14 protein-coding genes are annotated in these 14556 nt (G+C 72.2%); 8 read left to right on the top strand and 6 right to left on the bottom strand.

The genetic code is table 11. From position 1 onward, the window contains the following. Positions 1-65 precede the first annotated feature (65 nt). Entirely contained in the window at positions 66-1523 is a 1458-nt protein-coding gene (locus LQ326_RS17870; protein ID WP_234537884.1) for an aldehyde dehydrogenase family protein, read from the top strand. 25 nt (positions 1524-1548) lie between these two features. After that, positions 1549-2655 carry an NAD(P)-dependent alcohol dehydrogenase gene (locus tag LQ326_RS17875; protein WP_234537886.1) on the top strand — a complete coding sequence of 369 codons (1107 nt, stop codon included), beginning with the start codon at positions 1549-1551 and terminating at the stop codon, positions 2653-2655. Between the two features lie 10 nt (positions 2656-2665). Here LQ326_RS17875 and LQ326_RS17880 read toward each other — a convergent pair whose 3' ends face one another. Next, positions 2666-3616, bottom strand: a complete 951-nt coding sequence (locus LQ326_RS17880) for an NADP-dependent oxidoreductase (protein WP_234537888.1) — start codon at positions 3614-3616, stop codon at positions 2666-2668. A 155-nt stretch (positions 3617-3771) separates the two neighbouring features. Between LQ326_RS17880 and LQ326_RS17885 the strand changes: the two genes are divergently transcribed. Then, positions 3772-4617 (top strand): hypothetical protein, encoded by an 846-nt coding sequence (locus tag LQ326_RS17885; protein ID WP_234537890.1) that lies wholly within the window; start codon positions 3772-3774, stop codon positions 4615-4617. A gap of 4 nt (positions 4618-4621) precedes the next feature. Here the strand turns inward: LQ326_RS17885 and LQ326_RS17890 are convergent, their stop codons facing one another. Beyond that, a complete protein-coding gene (locus LQ326_RS17890) occupies positions 4622-5188 on the bottom strand; it encodes a TetR/AcrR family transcriptional regulator (RefSeq protein WP_234537893.1) in 567 nt (188 codons plus the stop codon). Then, the gene (locus tag LQ326_RS17895) at positions 5185-5547 is read right to left on the bottom strand and encodes a DUF1304 domain-containing protein (RefSeq protein WP_234537896.1); all 363 of its coding nucleotides are present in this window, start codon (positions 5545-5547) and stop codon (positions 5185-5187) included. The genes LQ326_RS17890 and LQ326_RS17895 overlap by 4 nt, the downstream gene beginning before the upstream one ends. A gap of 347 nt (positions 5548-5894) precedes the next feature. On the opposite strand from LQ326_RS17895, the gene LQ326_RS17900 reads away from it, so the two are divergent. Genes LQ326_RS17900 through LQ326_RS17920 form a run of 5 tightly spaced genes read left to right on the top strand, consistent with a single transcriptional unit; the run spans position 5895 to position 10344 of the window. Beyond that, entirely contained in the window at positions 5895-7718 is a 1824-nt protein-coding gene (locus tag LQ326_RS17900) for a sensor histidine kinase (RefSeq protein WP_234537898.1), read from the top strand. Positions 7719-7723: 5 nt separating this feature from the next. Then, positions 7724-8143, top strand: coding sequence for a roadblock/LC7 domain-containing protein (locus LQ326_RS17905; protein WP_181806189.1), 420 nt, complete (start codon positions 7724-7726; stop codon positions 8141-8143). After that, positions 8140-8511, top strand: a complete 372-nt coding sequence (locus LQ326_RS17910) for a DUF742 domain-containing protein (protein ID WP_234537899.1) — start codon at positions 8140-8142, stop codon at positions 8509-8511. Before LQ326_RS17905 ends, LQ326_RS17910 begins: the two co-directional genes overlap by 4 nt. Beyond that, the gene (locus tag LQ326_RS17915) at positions 8492-9097 is read left to right on the top strand and encodes a GTP-binding protein (protein WP_234537901.1); all 606 of its coding nucleotides are present in this window, start codon (positions 8492-8494) and stop codon (positions 9095-9097) included. Before LQ326_RS17910 ends, LQ326_RS17915 begins: the two co-directional genes overlap by 20 nt. After that, positions 9094-10344 carry a cytochrome P450 gene (locus tag LQ326_RS17920; protein WP_234537903.1) on the top strand — a complete coding sequence of 417 codons (1251 nt, stop codon included), beginning with the start codon at positions 9094-9096 and terminating at the stop codon, positions 10342-10344. The genes LQ326_RS17915 and LQ326_RS17920 overlap by 4 nt, the downstream gene beginning before the upstream one ends. A 203-nt stretch (positions 10345-10547) precedes the next feature. Here the strand turns inward: LQ326_RS17920 and LQ326_RS17925 are convergent, their stop codons facing one another. The 3 genes from LQ326_RS17925 to LQ326_RS17935 all read right to left on the bottom strand — a co-directional run bounded on the left by LQ326_RS17925 (position 10548) and on the right by LQ326_RS17935 (position 14553). Then, positions 10548-12278 (bottom strand): hypothetical protein, encoded by a 1731-nt coding sequence (locus LQ326_RS17925; protein ID WP_234537905.1) that lies wholly within the window; start codon positions 12276-12278, stop codon positions 10548-10550. Between the two features lie 292 nt (positions 12279-12570). Beyond that, positions 12571-12741, bottom strand: a complete 171-nt coding sequence (locus LQ326_RS17930; RefSeq protein WP_234537907.1) for a hypothetical protein — start codon at positions 12739-12741, stop codon at positions 12571-12573. A 177-nt stretch (positions 12742-12918) separates the two neighbouring features. Beyond that, positions 12919-14553, bottom strand: a complete 1635-nt coding sequence (locus tag LQ326_RS17935) for an amidohydrolase (protein ID WP_234537908.1) — start codon at positions 14551-14553, stop codon at positions 12919-12921. Between the last annotated feature and the right edge of the window lie 3 nt (positions 14554-14556).

Consider the following 14556-nt stretch of genomic DNA (forward strand, 5'->3'; position numbering starts at 1 on the left):
TCAGCGGCAAGACCAACAGGAATCCTGTTTGTTGAAAGCTAAGTGATCGACGCTGGGAGTGGGCAATGACGACCACCTTCGAGGCCGGACCGGGGCAGCTGTTCATCGGTGGACAGTGGCGGGAGGCCGCCGACGGGGCCCGGACGGAGGTGACCGACCCCGCCACCGGCCAGGTGATCACCACCGTCGCGGAGGCCGGGGCCGCCGACGTCGACGCCGCCGTGCGCGCCGCCCGCGAGACCTTCGACGCGGGGGAGTGGCCGGGGCTCAGCGGCCGGGAGCGCGGCCGTGTGCTGCACCGCGTCGCCGAGCTGATCCGGGAGAACGCCGCGGACATAGCCGCCCTGGAGAGCCTGGACGTCGGCAAGCCCATCACGCTCGCCGGGGCCGTCGACGTCACCAACGCGGCTAACGACTACGAGCACTTCGCGGCCCTCGCCCACTCCCTGGACGGCGCCGTCCGTGACGTCCCGCTCAACGCCCTCGCCTACACCCGCCGTGAACCCCTCGGTGTCGTCGCGGCCATCACCCCCTTCAACTTCCCGCTGATCCTGGCCGGTTCGAAGATCGGACCGGCCCTCGCCGCCGGCAACACGGTCGTCCACAAACCCGCCGACGAGACCCCGCTCAGCGCCCTCTACATGGCCGGCCTCTTCCAGAAGGCCGGCGTCCCCGACGGAGTCGTCAACGTCGTCACCGGCGCCGGACCGGTCGCCGGCGAGGCCCTGCTGCGCCACCCGGGCGTCGACAAGGTCGCCTTCACCGGCTCCACCGCCATCGGGCGGCACGTCGCGAGCACGGCCGGTCAGGCGCTCAAGCCGGTCACCATGGAACTCGGCGGCAACGCGGCCCACCTCGTCTTCCAGGACGCCGACCTGGACAAGGCCGTCGGCGCGGTCATCAAGGCCTTCGTCTTCAACACCGGCCAGTTCTGCATGGGCGGCCCGCGTCTCCTGGTGGCCCGCCCGGTCTACGCCACCCTGCTCCGCATCCTCGCCGAGGCCGTCCCCGCCGTCCCGGTCGGCGACCCGCGCGACCCGGCCACCGCGGTCGGCCCGATGGCGGGGGAGAAGCACCTGCGCAAGGTCGAGGAGTACGTCGCACTGGCCCGCGAGGAAGGGGGCCGCGTCGTCTGCGGCGGCGAACGCCTCGACCTGAACGGCGGCCACTACTACAAGCCGACCGTCATCGCCGACCTGCCAGGCGACTCCCGCGTGATCCAGGACGAGATCTTCGGTCCCGTCCTCACCGTGCAGCCCTTCGACTCCGAGGACGAGGCCGTCGCCCTCGCCAACTCCACGCCGTACGGCCTCGCTTCGGGCATCCAGACCGGCAACCTGGCCCGCGCCCACCGTGTCGCCGCCCGCCTCCAGGCCGGCATCGTCTGGGTCAACGACTGGGCGATGCTCGACCCCGCCGTCCCCTTCGGCGGCGTCAAGGCCTCCGGCTTCGGCCGCGAGTACGGCCCCGAGTCCCTCACCGCCTACAGCAAGGTCAAGTCCGTCGTCGTCTCGCTCGACTGAGCCCAGCAGACCAGGAGTTCGTACGATGTCCTTCACCACCCGGGCCGCCGTGGTCGAGTCCGGCGGCGCGCCCTTCACCCTCAGCGACGTCGAACTCGACGCGCCGGGGCCGTACGAGGCGCTCGTCGGCATGGTGGCCACCGGTCTGTGTCACACCGACCTCAGCGTGGCGAGCGGCGGGCTGCCCTTCCCGCTGCCCGGAGTCCTGGGCCACGAGGGCGCCGGCGTGGTCGAGGCCGTGGGCTCCGCCGTCACCGGCGTGGCTCCCGGCGACCACGTCGTGCTGTCCTTCACCTCCTGCGGCACCTGCCGCAACTGCCACGGCGGCCACCCCGCCTACTGCACCACCTGGCTGCCGCTCAACCTCATCGGCGGCCGGCGCGCCGACGGCACCGCCACCGTCAGCCGGGACGGCAAGCCGCTCGGCGGCCACTTCTTCGGCCAGTCCTCCTTCGCCGAGCGGGCGTTGGTGGCCGAGCGCAGCCTGGTCAAGGTCGACCCGGACGTGCCGCTGGAGTCGATCGCCCCGCTCGGCTGCGGGGTGCAGACCGGGGTCGGCGCCGTCTGGAACGTCCTGGAACCGGCCGCCGGCAGCACGATCGTCGTCCTCGGCGCCGGAGCGGTCGGCCTGTCGGCCGTCATGGCCGCCGCGCTCACCCCCGCCACCACGATCATCGCCGTCGACCGGCTGGCCGGACGGCTGGAGCTGGCACGGGAGGTGGGCGCCACCCACACCGTCGACGCGACCCGCGAGGACGTGCCCGAGGCCGTCCGGCGCCTCACCCGGGGAGCCGGCGCCGACGGCGTCGTGGAGACCACCGGCAACGTCGGTGTCCTCCGCCAGGGCGTCGACGCGCTGGCCGCCCGCGGCACCCTGGTCGTCGTCGGCGCCCCGCCCTTCGGCACCGAAGTCCCCCTGGACGTCAACGGACTGCTGGCCGGCAAGCGGATCGTGGGCCTGACCCTCGGCGACGCCGAGACCCAGGCCTTCATCCCGGCCCTGGTCCGGCTGGTCCGCGAGGGGCGACTGCCGCTGCACCGGCTGATCAGCACTTATCCGTTCGCCGAGATCGACCGGGCGGTGCGGGACATGAGCACGGGCAGGGCGGTCAAGCCCGTGCTCGTCTTCTGACCCGCGCGGATCAGTCCGTCACCAGGACCAGCTTCCCCGTGGTCCGGCCGGTGCCGCCCAGCTCGTGCGCCTTGGCGGCATCGGCCAGGGGGAAGGTCCCCGCGATCGTGGCCCGCAGCTTCCCCTCCTCGACCAGGCCGGCGACCGCCCGCATCCCGGCCCGGTCGGCGTCCACCAGCATCCGCACCGCCCGTACGCCCAGCCGGTCGGCCTCCTGGTACAGCTCGGGCGTGCCCACGGGCAGGATCGACACCACGATCCCGCCCGGCCGCAGCACGCGCAGCGAGGCCGTCGACGTGTCACCGCCGATCGTGTCGAGCACGACGTCGACGTCCCGGACCGTCTCGGTGACGTCCACGGACCGGTAGTCCACCGGCTCGTCCACGCCGATCTCGCGCAGGAAGTCGTGCTTGCCGGCGCTCGCGGTGCCGATCACGTACGCGCCGCGCGCCTTGGCGATCTGCACCGCCACATGTCCGACCCCGCCGGCCGCCGCGTGGATCAGCACCCGCTGCCCCGGCTGTACGTCCGCGTTCTCCACCAGGGCCTGCCAGGCGGTCAGCGACACCAGGGGCAGCGCGGCCGCCTGGACGTGGTCGATCCCGGCCGGCTTCGGCACCAGGGCGCGGGCCGGGACGATCGCGTACTCGGCGTGCGTGCCGTGGCCGAACGGGTAGGGCGCCATGCCGAAGACCTCGTCACCGGCCTTGAAGGCGGCGACGCCGATCCCGGTCTCCTCGACCGTGCCGGAGACGTCCCAGCCGAGGACGAACGGCGGCTTGCCCAGGAAACCGCCGTTCTCCCGGTGCTTCCAGTCGGTCGGGTTGAGGCCGGCCGCCCGCACCCGGACCAGTACTTCGTTGGGACGCGGCTTCGGCCGCGCCACCTCGATCACCTTCAGCACCTCGGGGCCGCCGAGGACGTCCTGGCCGATCGCGCGCATCGTGTTCACATCGTTCATGGTCACCCAGCCTGCCGGGACGCGCCCGGCGAGAAAACGGCACGATGGCCAACCTTCGATGGAATCGTGCCAGCCTTCTCGCTCTGACGCGCGTGAACGTTTCGGCCCGCTCGGCCGTCCACGGACGGCAACGGTGGCGAGCGGCAGGGGCGGGCATGCGCAGAGGGCTGGCGGCGACGGTACTGGTGGCGGCCGCGGTGGTGGGCTGTGACGGCGCGGGCGGACCGCCCGTCGTGGTGAAGGGGACGCCGCCGGCGACGCCGTACCGCGGGCCGCTGGACATCCCCACCGAGGAGACCGACGCGAGCACCCCGCAGGCCCTGCGCACCGCCTCCGGCGCGGCCGGCCGCGCGCTGGAGTGCGACGGGGAGATCCACTGGGGCATCGGGCCCGACGGCTGGAGCGAGGACGACGGCGGCGGCTCACCCGAGGACGGGCTGCGGCTCTTCTTCGACATGTTCGACCCGCAGGTGCCGCGCGGCGGCTACCGCGTGGAGCGCCGGGAAGCCGGCCGCGTGCTCTACTCCTACGACGTCGGCGGGCGCACGAAGGTGGCCGTCGTGGTCGCCAGGGACCAGAAGGACAGGCCCGGCTGGGGTCCGGAGACCAGCGCCTCCTGCGATCCCTCCGAGCTCCCGGCGAGTGTGACGTCGGGGCCGGGGTGGCCCGAGATCTGGGCCGACGCGCGTGGCCGCCGGGTGCCGGTCTCGAAGATCACCAGCTTCGCCGGCGCCGAGCACTGCGGCTGGCAGTCGGCGCACTTCCTGACGTTCGGCGGCAGGACCTACGTCCGCGACCCGTACGGCGTGTTCGCCGAGGGCCCGGAGCCGGCCGGACGCTACGACGGTGACGCCGCGCTGCCCGCCGGCGCGCACGACACCGGCTACCGGCTCCGCGACTGGCGCCTGTGGCTCACGGACGACGGCGACACGGCGTACGTCCGCACCTCGCACGGCGTGCAGGCCTGGCCGATGGAACGGCGCGCCTTCGCCTGCGACTGACCGGTCAGCGGCTCATGTGCAGGGCGACCAGCAGCTGCCAAGCCTGGTCCGCCAGTTCGTCCGGACCGGCGTCGAGCAGACCGTGCAGCCAGTCGGCCAGCACCCCGGCGAAGGTGGCGGCCACCGCCGAGGCCACCAGCGGGGCGTCCGCCGCGCCCACGAGCTCCCGCTCGGCGAGGCTGCGCGCCCGCAGATCCCGGTGCAGCACCCGGCCCAGCGGGCCGCCGCCGCCCGGTGCGAGCAGCTCCCGGTACAGGGCCGCGTGCGGAACCAGCCCGGCGAAGAACTCCCGCAGCGCCGGCGGCGCGTGCACCGGGTCCGGCCGGCCGCGCCAGGCGTGCAGCGCGTCCACGGCGTCCCGGACGACGTCCGCGCAGGCGTCTACCGCCAGCGCCTGAAGGCCGTCGTAGTGGACGTAGAAGGTGGCCCGGCCCACCCGGGCCCGGCGCGTCACTGCGGCCACCGTGACGTCGGCGAGCGGTCGTTCGGCGCACTCGTCGAGGAGGGCCGCCCGCAGCCGCGCCCGGGTGCGGGCGGCCCGCGGATCCGCCGCGGGCGGGCGGCCGGTCATCGGGCGGCGAGGACGGCGGCCAGTGCGAGCGCGCCGGGCAGCGCCTGCGCGAACAGGATCCGCCGGTTGGCCGTGGCCGCGCCGTAGATCCCCGCCACCACCACGCACGACAGGAAGAACACCCGGGCACCGAAGCCCGTCGGGTCGGCCACGACCAGCCCCCACACCAGGCCGGCCGCCAGGAAACCGTTGTAGAGACCCTGGTTGGCGGCGAGCGGCGCGGTCCGCCGGGCCAGCTCCGCGTCGAAGCCGTGGAAGCGCATCCCGGGGCTCTTCCGCCACAGGAACATCTCCAGCACCAGGATGTACGCGTGCAGCGCGGCCACCAGTCCCACCAGCACGTTCGCCAGGATTTCCATGATCGACGGACCCTCCCCATGTCTTGAACAGATGTCCATTATAACTGGACAGTTGTCCAGGACGTGGGGGTCCGTGCGAACCGGGGCGTGGCGGCGCATGTCGGGAAGTCGCAGCCGGGAATGGGTATTTGTTGATTTGCCGTTAACTGGCGGAGCGTGACGGAACCCTCACTTCCTCTGCCCGTCGAGGTTGATCCTTTCGCGTTCAAACCCGATAAGCTCCCTTCCGTCGCAGCGAGTTGACGCGCCCCATGGTGGGTCCGTCCCGCCGTGTGCACTCACGAGTGCGGCCTTCGCGCACTGACCCTGTTCACTGCTGATCGATTGTGTTGTTTCTAAGGATGCAGATGGAACTCGCCACTCCGCCGCCGGCGGCGCGGGCCCCTGTCGCCTGGTACAGCTGGTGGCTGATGCCGCTGGCCTTAGGGGGAGGGACGGTCGCCGCCACGTTCATGAGCTCGGAGCGAATAACCGCGGCCCTCGCCGGCGCCGCGGCCACCGTCGCGAGCTCTGTGTGCGTGCGGCTCCTGATTCGCTCGCAGCGTCAACTGCGCAGCTCCGAAGGGTCGTTCCGCAGCTCCCAGGCCGAGTACTCCCAGCAGTGGCAGCAGCATGTCTCGGGCCTGGAGCGCAAGTTCTCCACCGAGCGCGCCACGCTGGAGGCCCAGCTCAACGAGCAGTCGGCCGCGTTCGACACCCAGCTCGGTGAGCAGGCGTCCGCCTTCGAGACCCGGCTGGCCGACCGGACCGCCCACTACGACGCCCAACTGGCCGAGCAGGCCCGGGTGTACGAGGAGCGGCTCGCCGACCAGCTGAAGTCCTCCGAGGCGCAGCTCGCCGACCAGGCCGAGGTCTGGCAGGAGAAGGTCACGCACCAGCGGGCCGCGATCTCCCGGCTCGCCGACGAGCAGCTGCCCGAGGCGCTGAAGCGGTTGCGTGACGGCGACGCCATCGACGACCTGCTGCCCGTCACCGAGCAGTGCGCCAACGTCGACAAGGCCCTCCAGGCCGACCTGCGCCGCATCCTGCGTACCGCCCTGATCGCCGTGGAGGAGGAGTTCAACCGCTCCACCTCCGCCGAGCAGGCCGTGATCAGCATCGGCAACCGCATCCACGTCCTGACCAGCAAGCTGCGCGGCCGGCTGCACGAGATGCAGGGCGAGCACGGCCGGCTGCCCGCCGTGGCCCGCGGTCTCATGGAGCTCGACCAGGAGCTCGGCCCCGCCGACTCGCTCGCCGCCAGTATCGGTGTGCTCGGCGGCTCGGACCGCCCGGGCCGCCAGTGGCAGGAGCCCCAGCGCCTGCTCAGCGTGGTGCGCGGCGGCATCGGCCGGATCAAGGACTTCCACCGCGTCGAGGTCCGGCACCTGCCCGAACTCGGCGTCGACGGCGGTCTGGTGGACCACCTCACGCTGATCTTCTCCCACCTGCTGGACAACGCGGCTCGCTACTCGCCGCCCACCGAGCGGGTCGTCGTCTCCGGCAAGGAGGTGCCGAACGGAGTCGGCATCGAGATCCAGGACTCCGGCAAGGGCCTGAGCGAGGAGAAGAAGCGCGAGGCCGAGCACTCCCTGGCGGGCACCGCGGCCGGACCCGGTATCGGGGGCATCTCCGAGGACGCCAGCATCGGCCTGCGGGTCGTCGGCACCCTCGCCCGCCGCTACGGCATCCGGGTCACCTTCGCGGACTCGCCCTGGCTCGGTACCTCCGTGGTCGTCGTGGTCCCGCACAAGTTCTTCAGCCCGCTGCCCGCGGCCCCCGCCGCTCCGGTCCCCGTGACGGCCGCCCCCGCCGCCGCGTCCCCGGCGCAGGCGCACGGCTCGGTCGCCGTCGAACCCGTCAGTCAGCCGGAGCCGTCCGGCGAGGCCCAGGACATCACCCCGGGCGGACTGCCCCGGCGGCGCAGCCGGCGCCGTGCGGACGAGCAGCCCGAGGAGCGCGTCGTCCGCACGGAGGGCACCGCGTTCACCGCGGTCCCGCCGGAGGAGTCCTTCGCGGGCCTGGCCGCCTTCGCCACCGCCGGCCGCGTACCCGTCGCGGACGAACAGGCGGTCAGCGAGGCCGATCTGACCGGAGACCAAGACGTCGTGGCACCCGCGACCCCGGCCGGCGCCGATGACGCCGCCGCCGGGCGCGAGTCCACGGAGCACCGCACTGAAGAGAGCGACTAGTCCACATGACGCAACAGGGAACCGACGTGAGCTGGGCGCTCCGTGATCTGGTGGAGAGTATCCCGGAGATCCGTTTCGCCCTCGTGGCCTCCAGCGACGGCAAGGCCATCACTTCCTTTGGTGCCGAGGACCCCGACGACGTGGACCGCTTCGCGGCCGTGGTGGCGGGGCTGCAGGCCCTGGCCCAGCCGGTGGCCGAGCAGTTCGCCCGACAGGCCGGACAGCTGGGCCAGTTGCGGCTGGCGATGATCGAGGTCGACGGTGGTCACCTCTTCGTCGTACGGGCCGGTGTGGAGACGTATCTCGGCGTCCTCGCCCGGGAAGGACTCGACCAGGGGTTGCTCGGCCACCAGATGAGGGACCTTTCACGGCGGATGGGTGAGTTGCTCGGCACCTCTCCGCGCCTGGAGGAGCACTCTGGATGAGTGCTCCCCGCCGGCCCACGGATCCGTCCGGTCTCGAACGTTATTACGTCCTCACCGGGGGACGCAGCGGACCGGGCGGGTCGGCGTCGAGCCTCGACGTGGCCACCCTCGTCGTCTCTCGCACCGCCCCCGTCCCGGGGATGCAGCACGAGTACGAGGAGATAGTCCGGCGCTGCCGTGATCCGCTGTCGGTGGCCGAACTCACCGCACATCTCGGATTGCCCTTCAACATTCTCGCGGTGCTGTTGGCGGATCTGCTGGACGCAGGCCGTATTGAAGCCCGTGATCCCATTCCGGCGCACCACGCCGGACGCGGGCCTGACCTCGCGCTCCTCCAGGAGGTACTCAGTGGACTTGAAAGGCTTTGACCATCCCGGCGACCCCGGTGCCGGGGGGACCCGCTCGGTCAAGGTGATGATCGCCGGGGGGTTCGGCACCGGGAAGACCACCATGGTCCGCTCCGTCAGCGACATCAAGCCGCTCACCACCGAGGAGACCCTCACCCAGGCGACCGTCGGCGTCGACAACCTCATCGGCGTCGCGGACAAGGCCGAGACCACGGTCAGCCTCGACTTCGGCAAGATCAGCCTCAACGAGAACCTGATGCTGTACCTGTTCGGCACCCCCGGGCAGGAACGCTTCTGGTTCCTGTGGAACGGCCTGTTCAAGGGCGCGCTCGGGGCGGTGGTCCTGGTGGACACCCGGCGGCTGGCCTCCAGCTTCCGGGCCATCGAGGAGATGGAGCGGCAGAACGTGCCCTTCGTCATCGCCCTGAACGTCTTCCCGGACTGCAAGGAGCACCCCGTCGAGGAGATCCGGGACGCCCTCGACATCTCCCCGCACACCCCGATCGTGGCTTGCGACGCCCGTGACCGGGCCTCCAGCCGTGACGTACTGATCACCCTGATACGTCATCTGAAGGAGCGCTCCACCGCCGCACTGGAGCCCCGATGAACGACCAGAACCCCGACAGCCCCGGCACCCCTCGCGGTTGCCCGGTCGCGCACGGTTCGGCGGAGGTGGCCCGGCTGTACGGGCCCGAGGCGGCGACCGACCCGTTCGGCATCTACGAGCGGCTGCGCAAGGAGCACGGCTCCGTCGCGCCGGTGCTGCTGGAGGGCGACATCCGGGCCTGGCTGGTGCTGGGCTACCGGGACGGCCGGCGGGTGCTCGACAATCCCCGCCAGTTCGCCCGGGACGCGCGGATCTGGCGGGACTGGCAGGAGGGGCGGGTCGCCGAGAACCATCCGCTGGTTCCGATGGTGGCCTGGCGCCCCGACTGCGTGTCCCAGGACGGCGAGGCGCACCGCCGGCTGCGCGGTGCCGTCAACGACGGGCTCCAGGCCGCCGTGAGCCGTGGTATCCGGCGCCACGCCACGCATTTCGCCAACAAGCAGATCGACGCGTTCGCGGACCACGGCCGCGCCGATCTGGTGGCGGAGTACGCCGGCTACCTGCCGATGCTGGTCCTCACCCGCATCCTGGGGCTCACCGAGTCGGAGGGGCGCCAGCTGGTCGAGTCCAGCGCCATGGTGTTCCAGGGCGGCGAGGACGCGATACGCCACGACGGGATCATCAAGGAGATCCTCGGCGAACTCGCCGAGCGCAAGCGGACCGAGCCCGGCTCCGACCTCGCCACCGGCCTGCTGGAGCATCCGGCGGGCCTCGACCACGACGAGGTCGTCAGCCATCTGCGCCTGGTGCTGGTGGCCGGGCACAGCACGACCAGCAATCTGCTGGCCCGGGTGCTGCAGCTGATCCTCACGGACGCCTCCCGGCTCTCGGACCTGATCAGCGGTCAGCTGACCATCTCCGCGCTGGTGGAGGAGGTCATGTGGAACTCTCCGCCGCTGTCCGTCCTGCCGGGGCGCTTCGCCGTCAGCGACGTGGAACTGGGCGGGCACCGCGTCGAGGAAGGCGACCTGCTCGTCCTCGGTCTCGCACCGGGCAACCTCGACCCCGAGGTCCGGCCCGACCCGGACGTCTCCGTGCAGGGCAACGAGTCGCACCTGGCGTTCAGCGCCGGCCCGCACGAGTGCCCCGGGCAGAGCATCGGGCTGTCCATCATCGAGATCGCGGTGGACGTCCTGCTGCACCGGCTGCCGGGCCTGCGCCTGGCCGTGCCGCCGGAGGAGCTCACCTCGACCGCGTCCACGTGGATGTCCGTGCTGGACAGCCTGCCGGTCGAGTTCCCGGTATAGGTCCGCACGCGCCGCCGCCCGGCCGGGTCTCACCCGACCGGGCGGCGGCGTCGTCCCACCCGGCGGGCAGGCCGTCGGACAGCCCTGCTGGGCCCGTCCGGCGAGGCCGAGCGTCGGCGGTCTCACGGGAGCGGCCGCGGGCCTGCCGGCCGCTCCCGTTCGCCGGTGTGGCCGAGGCCCCCACCCGCGGCGCTGCCCGGGCGTCAGCCGTCGAGCCAGTCACCTGTTACGCCCGTGGGACGGTGTCCCGTGGCGTTCCAGAGGAAATGCGGGTGGGCGCAGCCGAACATGTAGGCGAGCAGGGCGGTGTCCTCCCGCCCGGTCCGAGGGTCGTGCAGGGTGTGGAATCTTTCGGATCCGACCACCCCGGCGTCCTGCTGGACCTCACGGGCACGGGCCGGGGACGGTGCGGCGCTGGACGCCTCCACGGCGGCGATGTAGGTACGGCGCAGGATCTCCCATGAGTTGTCGGTGTCGCCGTACCACGGGCCGTGCACTGCTTCGAAGGCGTGGAGCTCGGCGTCGAAGAGGGGCCATGTCCGGGGGTACTGGGCCCGGCAGCGTGCGGACAGCTCGGCGGTCCGGGGGCTGAGTGCCGGTACGGAGGGCCGCGGGCTGATGGTGAGGGTGGTGCCGTGGGTGAGGATGCCGGTGCACGCGTTGGGCTGCAGGTCGCACAGCGCGCACCCCTGCGCCGGGGGGAGGCCCTCGGTGATGCCGTCGAACCACAGGGCGTGGCGGCCCGTGAGGCCCATCCAGACGATGGTGGTGGTCATCAGCCAGGTGTTCCACATCGGGCGGTGCGCCTCGGGCGTGCAGCCGTACTTGACGAGGGCTATGGCGCAGGCGGCGTAGAGGGCCTTGGTGTGGGTGGGCATCTCGGCGAGCCAGAAGTTGCTGATCTCCCCGGTGAGGGCGTCGGCCCGTACGTCGGCCATGTCGTCGATGACGCGGCACAGCAGCAGGGCGGCGAGGTTCTCCTCCTGCCAGAGTTCGCTGTCGGGCGCGACGTGCCAGAACAGGCAGTCCAGCATCTGCAGGACCGAGTAGGTGCTCTGGCCGAGCGGGTTGGTCTGGGGGAGCGTGACACTGCCCGCGTGGTGCTGTCGGAGCCAGTACTCGTCGACGGACCGCTTGTGGGCGGCGAAGAGCCCGGAGACCAGGGCCCGTGCGCTGTTGGTGCTGAAACTCTCGGCCAAGCGGTCTTCCACGTGCTGGGTGAGGCGCGTGGTGTCGATGGTGTCGATCACGCGTTTGTATTCGTGGAAGACGAGGATGTCGTCCTCGAAGCGGTGACGGTGGCCGAGGTCTCGTTCGAGGTCGTTCATCTGCCGGGTCCAGGACCATCCACCGGTCAGGACGCTGTCGAGTTCCCGGCGGTACGGCCAGGTCTTGACAGCGAGGGGCCGCCCGGCGCTGTGCCGCCAGTGGTAGTCGTCCAGCGTGCGCGCGGGGGGCGTGGGCAGCCGGTGGCACAGCGGGCAGTCGCAGGCGGTTGTCCGCTCCTCCTCGCGCGGCGGGGTCAGTGCCCGGCTCCGCCAGGCCCCCTCCAGCATCGCGCAGGTCAGCCGGCAGATCTCGGCATCGGTGCCGACCTGCGGGAAGGCCGCTTCGATCAGGCGCAGGCTGGAGTCGAGGCGGCGCAGCCTGGCGTAGCCCTCCTCGTCGGGCGGGAGGAAGTCGCGCTGCGCCAGACGGAGAGCTCCCTCCACCCGCAGCGTGGTGCCGGAGTGCGGGGATCCGAGTGCGTCGAGCCGTTGCTGAGCGGCGTCCTGGCAGGCTCGGTACTGCTCCGTGCTCCCGTTGACGCGTTCCAGGAAGAGGCCGGCCAGGGTCTTCCCCGCCTCGGCGGGCTGGAGCAGGGCGCTTGGCCCCGCCGGAAGCAGGCTGTCGGCGGACGCCTTCGGAACGGCACCTACGCCTTGGGATGTCACACCGGTCTCCTTCAAGCTGTGGTCGTGGCAAGGGAATCGACCGACCGGGGTGCGTCGGCCGGTCGTGTCCGGGAATCTGCTGTCCCTGCCGCGTCGGCCTCGCCGCACAGCCGGACGCACGCGACCGGCTCCGGTTCAGGCTGTGAAACGCCCGCGAGGGCACGGCTGCCGCGTCGACGGCCGGAGAACGGAGCGAGGTCTCCCACCTGCCGCTCGACGCCGCAGGTCTTCCATGAACGGCCCGTCCCTGCCGAAGCACCCTTGCTACAGGACGAGCACCCGCGTGGCCGCCTCAGCCGTGGCGGCCGAAGGGCACTCGCGGCCCCTCAGGCACGGCGCGACCCCCGGGTCCGGGGCGGGCGGCCGCCCGCGGCAGGTGGCGCGACCGGCGGGCGCGCTCGAACTCCGGATGCTCGCTGACGGGGGTCTCGAAGGCCAGGCCGAACATGGCGTCCTGAGGCATGTGTTTCCTTTCGGGCAACAGTGCGCAGAGTCCCCCCGGTCCTGCGAACGGGTGGCCTGTCGGCCACCCGTGGACTCGAACTGGCCTTCGTGGCTCGAAAGTTGAGCCATGAAGCGTTACGAGGCTGCCCAAGCGTAAATGATCTACGCGTGACCTCGCCGTGACGTGTGTTACTGCTCATGCCTCCCCGGCCGAGTACACTCGCGCGCCCCCGACGTATGTGTGCGCGACCTGTGTGTCCGCGATGTGCTCCGGGGGACCGGTGAACGGATCGCGGTCCAGCACCACCAGGTCCGCGAGCGCGCCGACCGCCACCCGCCCGGTGTCGTCGAGGTGGTTCACATAGGCGGAACCGGCCGTGTACGCCCTGATCGCGTCGCCGAGTCCCAGTCGCTCCCCGGGCAGGAACACCGGCGCGTCGCCGCCCGGTTCGACCCGGTTCACCGCGACATGGATGCCCTGGAGGGGGTCGGGGCTGCTCACCGGCCAGTCGCTGCCGCCCGCGAGCCGCGCCCCGGAGCGCAGCAGCGACCCGAACGGGTACTGCCGCCCGGCCCGTTCCGGGCCCAGGAAGGGGATCGTCAGCTCGTCCATCTGCGGCTCGTGCGCGGCCCACAGTGCCTGGATGGTGGCGGTGGCGCCGAGCCGGGCGAAACGCGGTATGTCGGCGGGGTGCACGACCTGGAGATGTGCCAGGTGGGGCCGCGTGTCGCTGGGGCCATTGGCGGCCCGCGCGGCCTCCACGGCGTCCAGCGCGTCCCGCACCGCCCGGTCGCCCAGCGCGTGGAAGTGGCACTGGAAGCCGAGCGCGTCCAACTCGGCGACATAGGCGGGGAGTTGTCGTGGGTCGATGAAGCTCTTACCGCGATTGCGCGTCGCACAGCCGCACTTGTCCAGGTAGGGGTCGAGCAGCGCCGCCGTGCCGTTCTCGGCGACCCCGTCCAGCATCAGCTTCACCGTGCCCGCCCGGAACCTGCCGTGACTCAACGCGGCCCGTTTCTCCACGAGTTCGGGTATCTGCTCGGCGCCCCGCGCCCGGTCCCACCACAGCGCGCCGACCACCCGTGCGGTCAGCGAACCCTCCCGGGCGGCCGTGAGATACGCCTCGGACGGGTCGTCCATGCCGAGGAACTCCCCGACCAGCGCGTCCTGCCACGCCGTGATGCCGAGCGCGTGCAGGTGCCGCTGGGCGTGCAGCAGCGCCGCCAGCCGGTCCGCCGGGGCGGCCGGCGGGGCGAGCCGGCCGACCAGCTGCATCGCACCCTCCTGGAGCGTGCCGCTCGGCGCGCCGGAGGCGTCCCGGTCGATCCGCCCGTCGGCCGGGTCGGGCGTGTCGCGGCCGATCCCGGCCAGCTCCAGCGCCCGGCTGTTGACCCAGGCCCCGTGATGGTCCCGGTTGGGCAGATACACCGGCCGGTCCGGTACGACGGCGTCCAGCAGCTCCTTCGTCGGTGTACCGCCCTCGAACGCCTCCATGGACCAGCCGCCGCCCAGGATCCAGTCCCGCTCCGGATGCGCCCCGGCAAAGGCCCGGACGGCGGCCACGGTCTCCCCGGCGGTGCGCAGCCCGGTCAGATCGCACTGGGCCAGTTCGAGGCCGGCCGGGACCGGATGGACGTGCGCGTCCTGGAACCCGGGCAGCAGCAGCCGCCCGGCCAGGTCCACCACCTCGGTGCGCGGTCCGGCGAGTTCCCGCAGCTCCCCGGCGGAGCCGACGGCGGTGATGCGCTCACCGGTGACGGCGACGGCAGCGGCCGCCGGGCCCTCGGGGGTGAGGACGGGGCCGCCGGTGAAGAGCAGATCTGCGTACATGTG

Source organism: Streptomyces shenzhenensis (assembly GCF_021462265.1).
Taxonomy (GTDB): domain Bacteria; phylum Actinomycetota; class Actinomycetes; order Streptomycetales; family Streptomycetaceae; genus Streptomyces; species Streptomyces shenzhenensis.

Coding starts and splice junctions, on each gene's coding strand:
- LQ326_RS17870 (WP_234537884.1), top strand. CDS start 66: ATGACGACCACCTTCGAGGCCGGACCGGGGCAGCTGTTCATCGGTGGA.
- LQ326_RS17875 (WP_234537886.1), top strand. CDS start 1,549: ATGTCCTTCACCACCCGGGCCGCCGTGGTCGAGTCCGGCGGCGCGCCC.
- LQ326_RS17880 (WP_234537888.1), bottom strand. CDS start 3,616: ATGAACGATGTGAACACGATGCGCGCGATCGGCCAGGACGTCCTCGGC.
- LQ326_RS17885 (WP_234537890.1), top strand. CDS start 3,772: ATGCGCAGAGGGCTGGCGGCGACGGTACTGGTGGCGGCCGCGGTGGTG.
- LQ326_RS17890 (WP_234537893.1), bottom strand. CDS start 5,188: ATGACCGGCCGCCCGCCCGCGGCGGATCCGCGGGCCGCCCGCACCCGG.
- LQ326_RS17895 (WP_234537896.1), bottom strand. CDS start 5,547: ATGGAAATCCTGGCGAACGTGCTGGTGGGACTGGTGGCCGCGCTGCAC.
- LQ326_RS17900 (WP_234537898.1), top strand. CDS start 5,895: ATGGAACTCGCCACTCCGCCGCCGGCGGCGCGGGCCCCTGTCGCCTGG.
- LQ326_RS17905 (WP_181806189.1), top strand. CDS start 7,724: ATGACGCAACAGGGAACCGACGTGAGCTGGGCGCTCCGTGATCTGGTG.
- LQ326_RS17910 (WP_234537899.1), top strand. CDS start 8,140: ATGAGTGCTCCCCGCCGGCCCACGGATCCGTCCGGTCTCGAACGTTAT.
- LQ326_RS17920 (WP_234537903.1), top strand. CDS start 9,094: ATGAACGACCAGAACCCCGACAGCCCCGGCACCCCTCGCGGTTGCCCG.
- LQ326_RS17930 (WP_234537907.1), bottom strand. CDS start 12,741: ATGCCTCAGGACGCCATGTTCGGCCTGGCCTTCGAGACCCCCGTCAGC.
- LQ326_RS17935 (WP_234537908.1), bottom strand. CDS start 14,553: ATGTACGCAGATCTGCTCTTCACCGGCGGCCCCGTCCTCACCCCCGAG.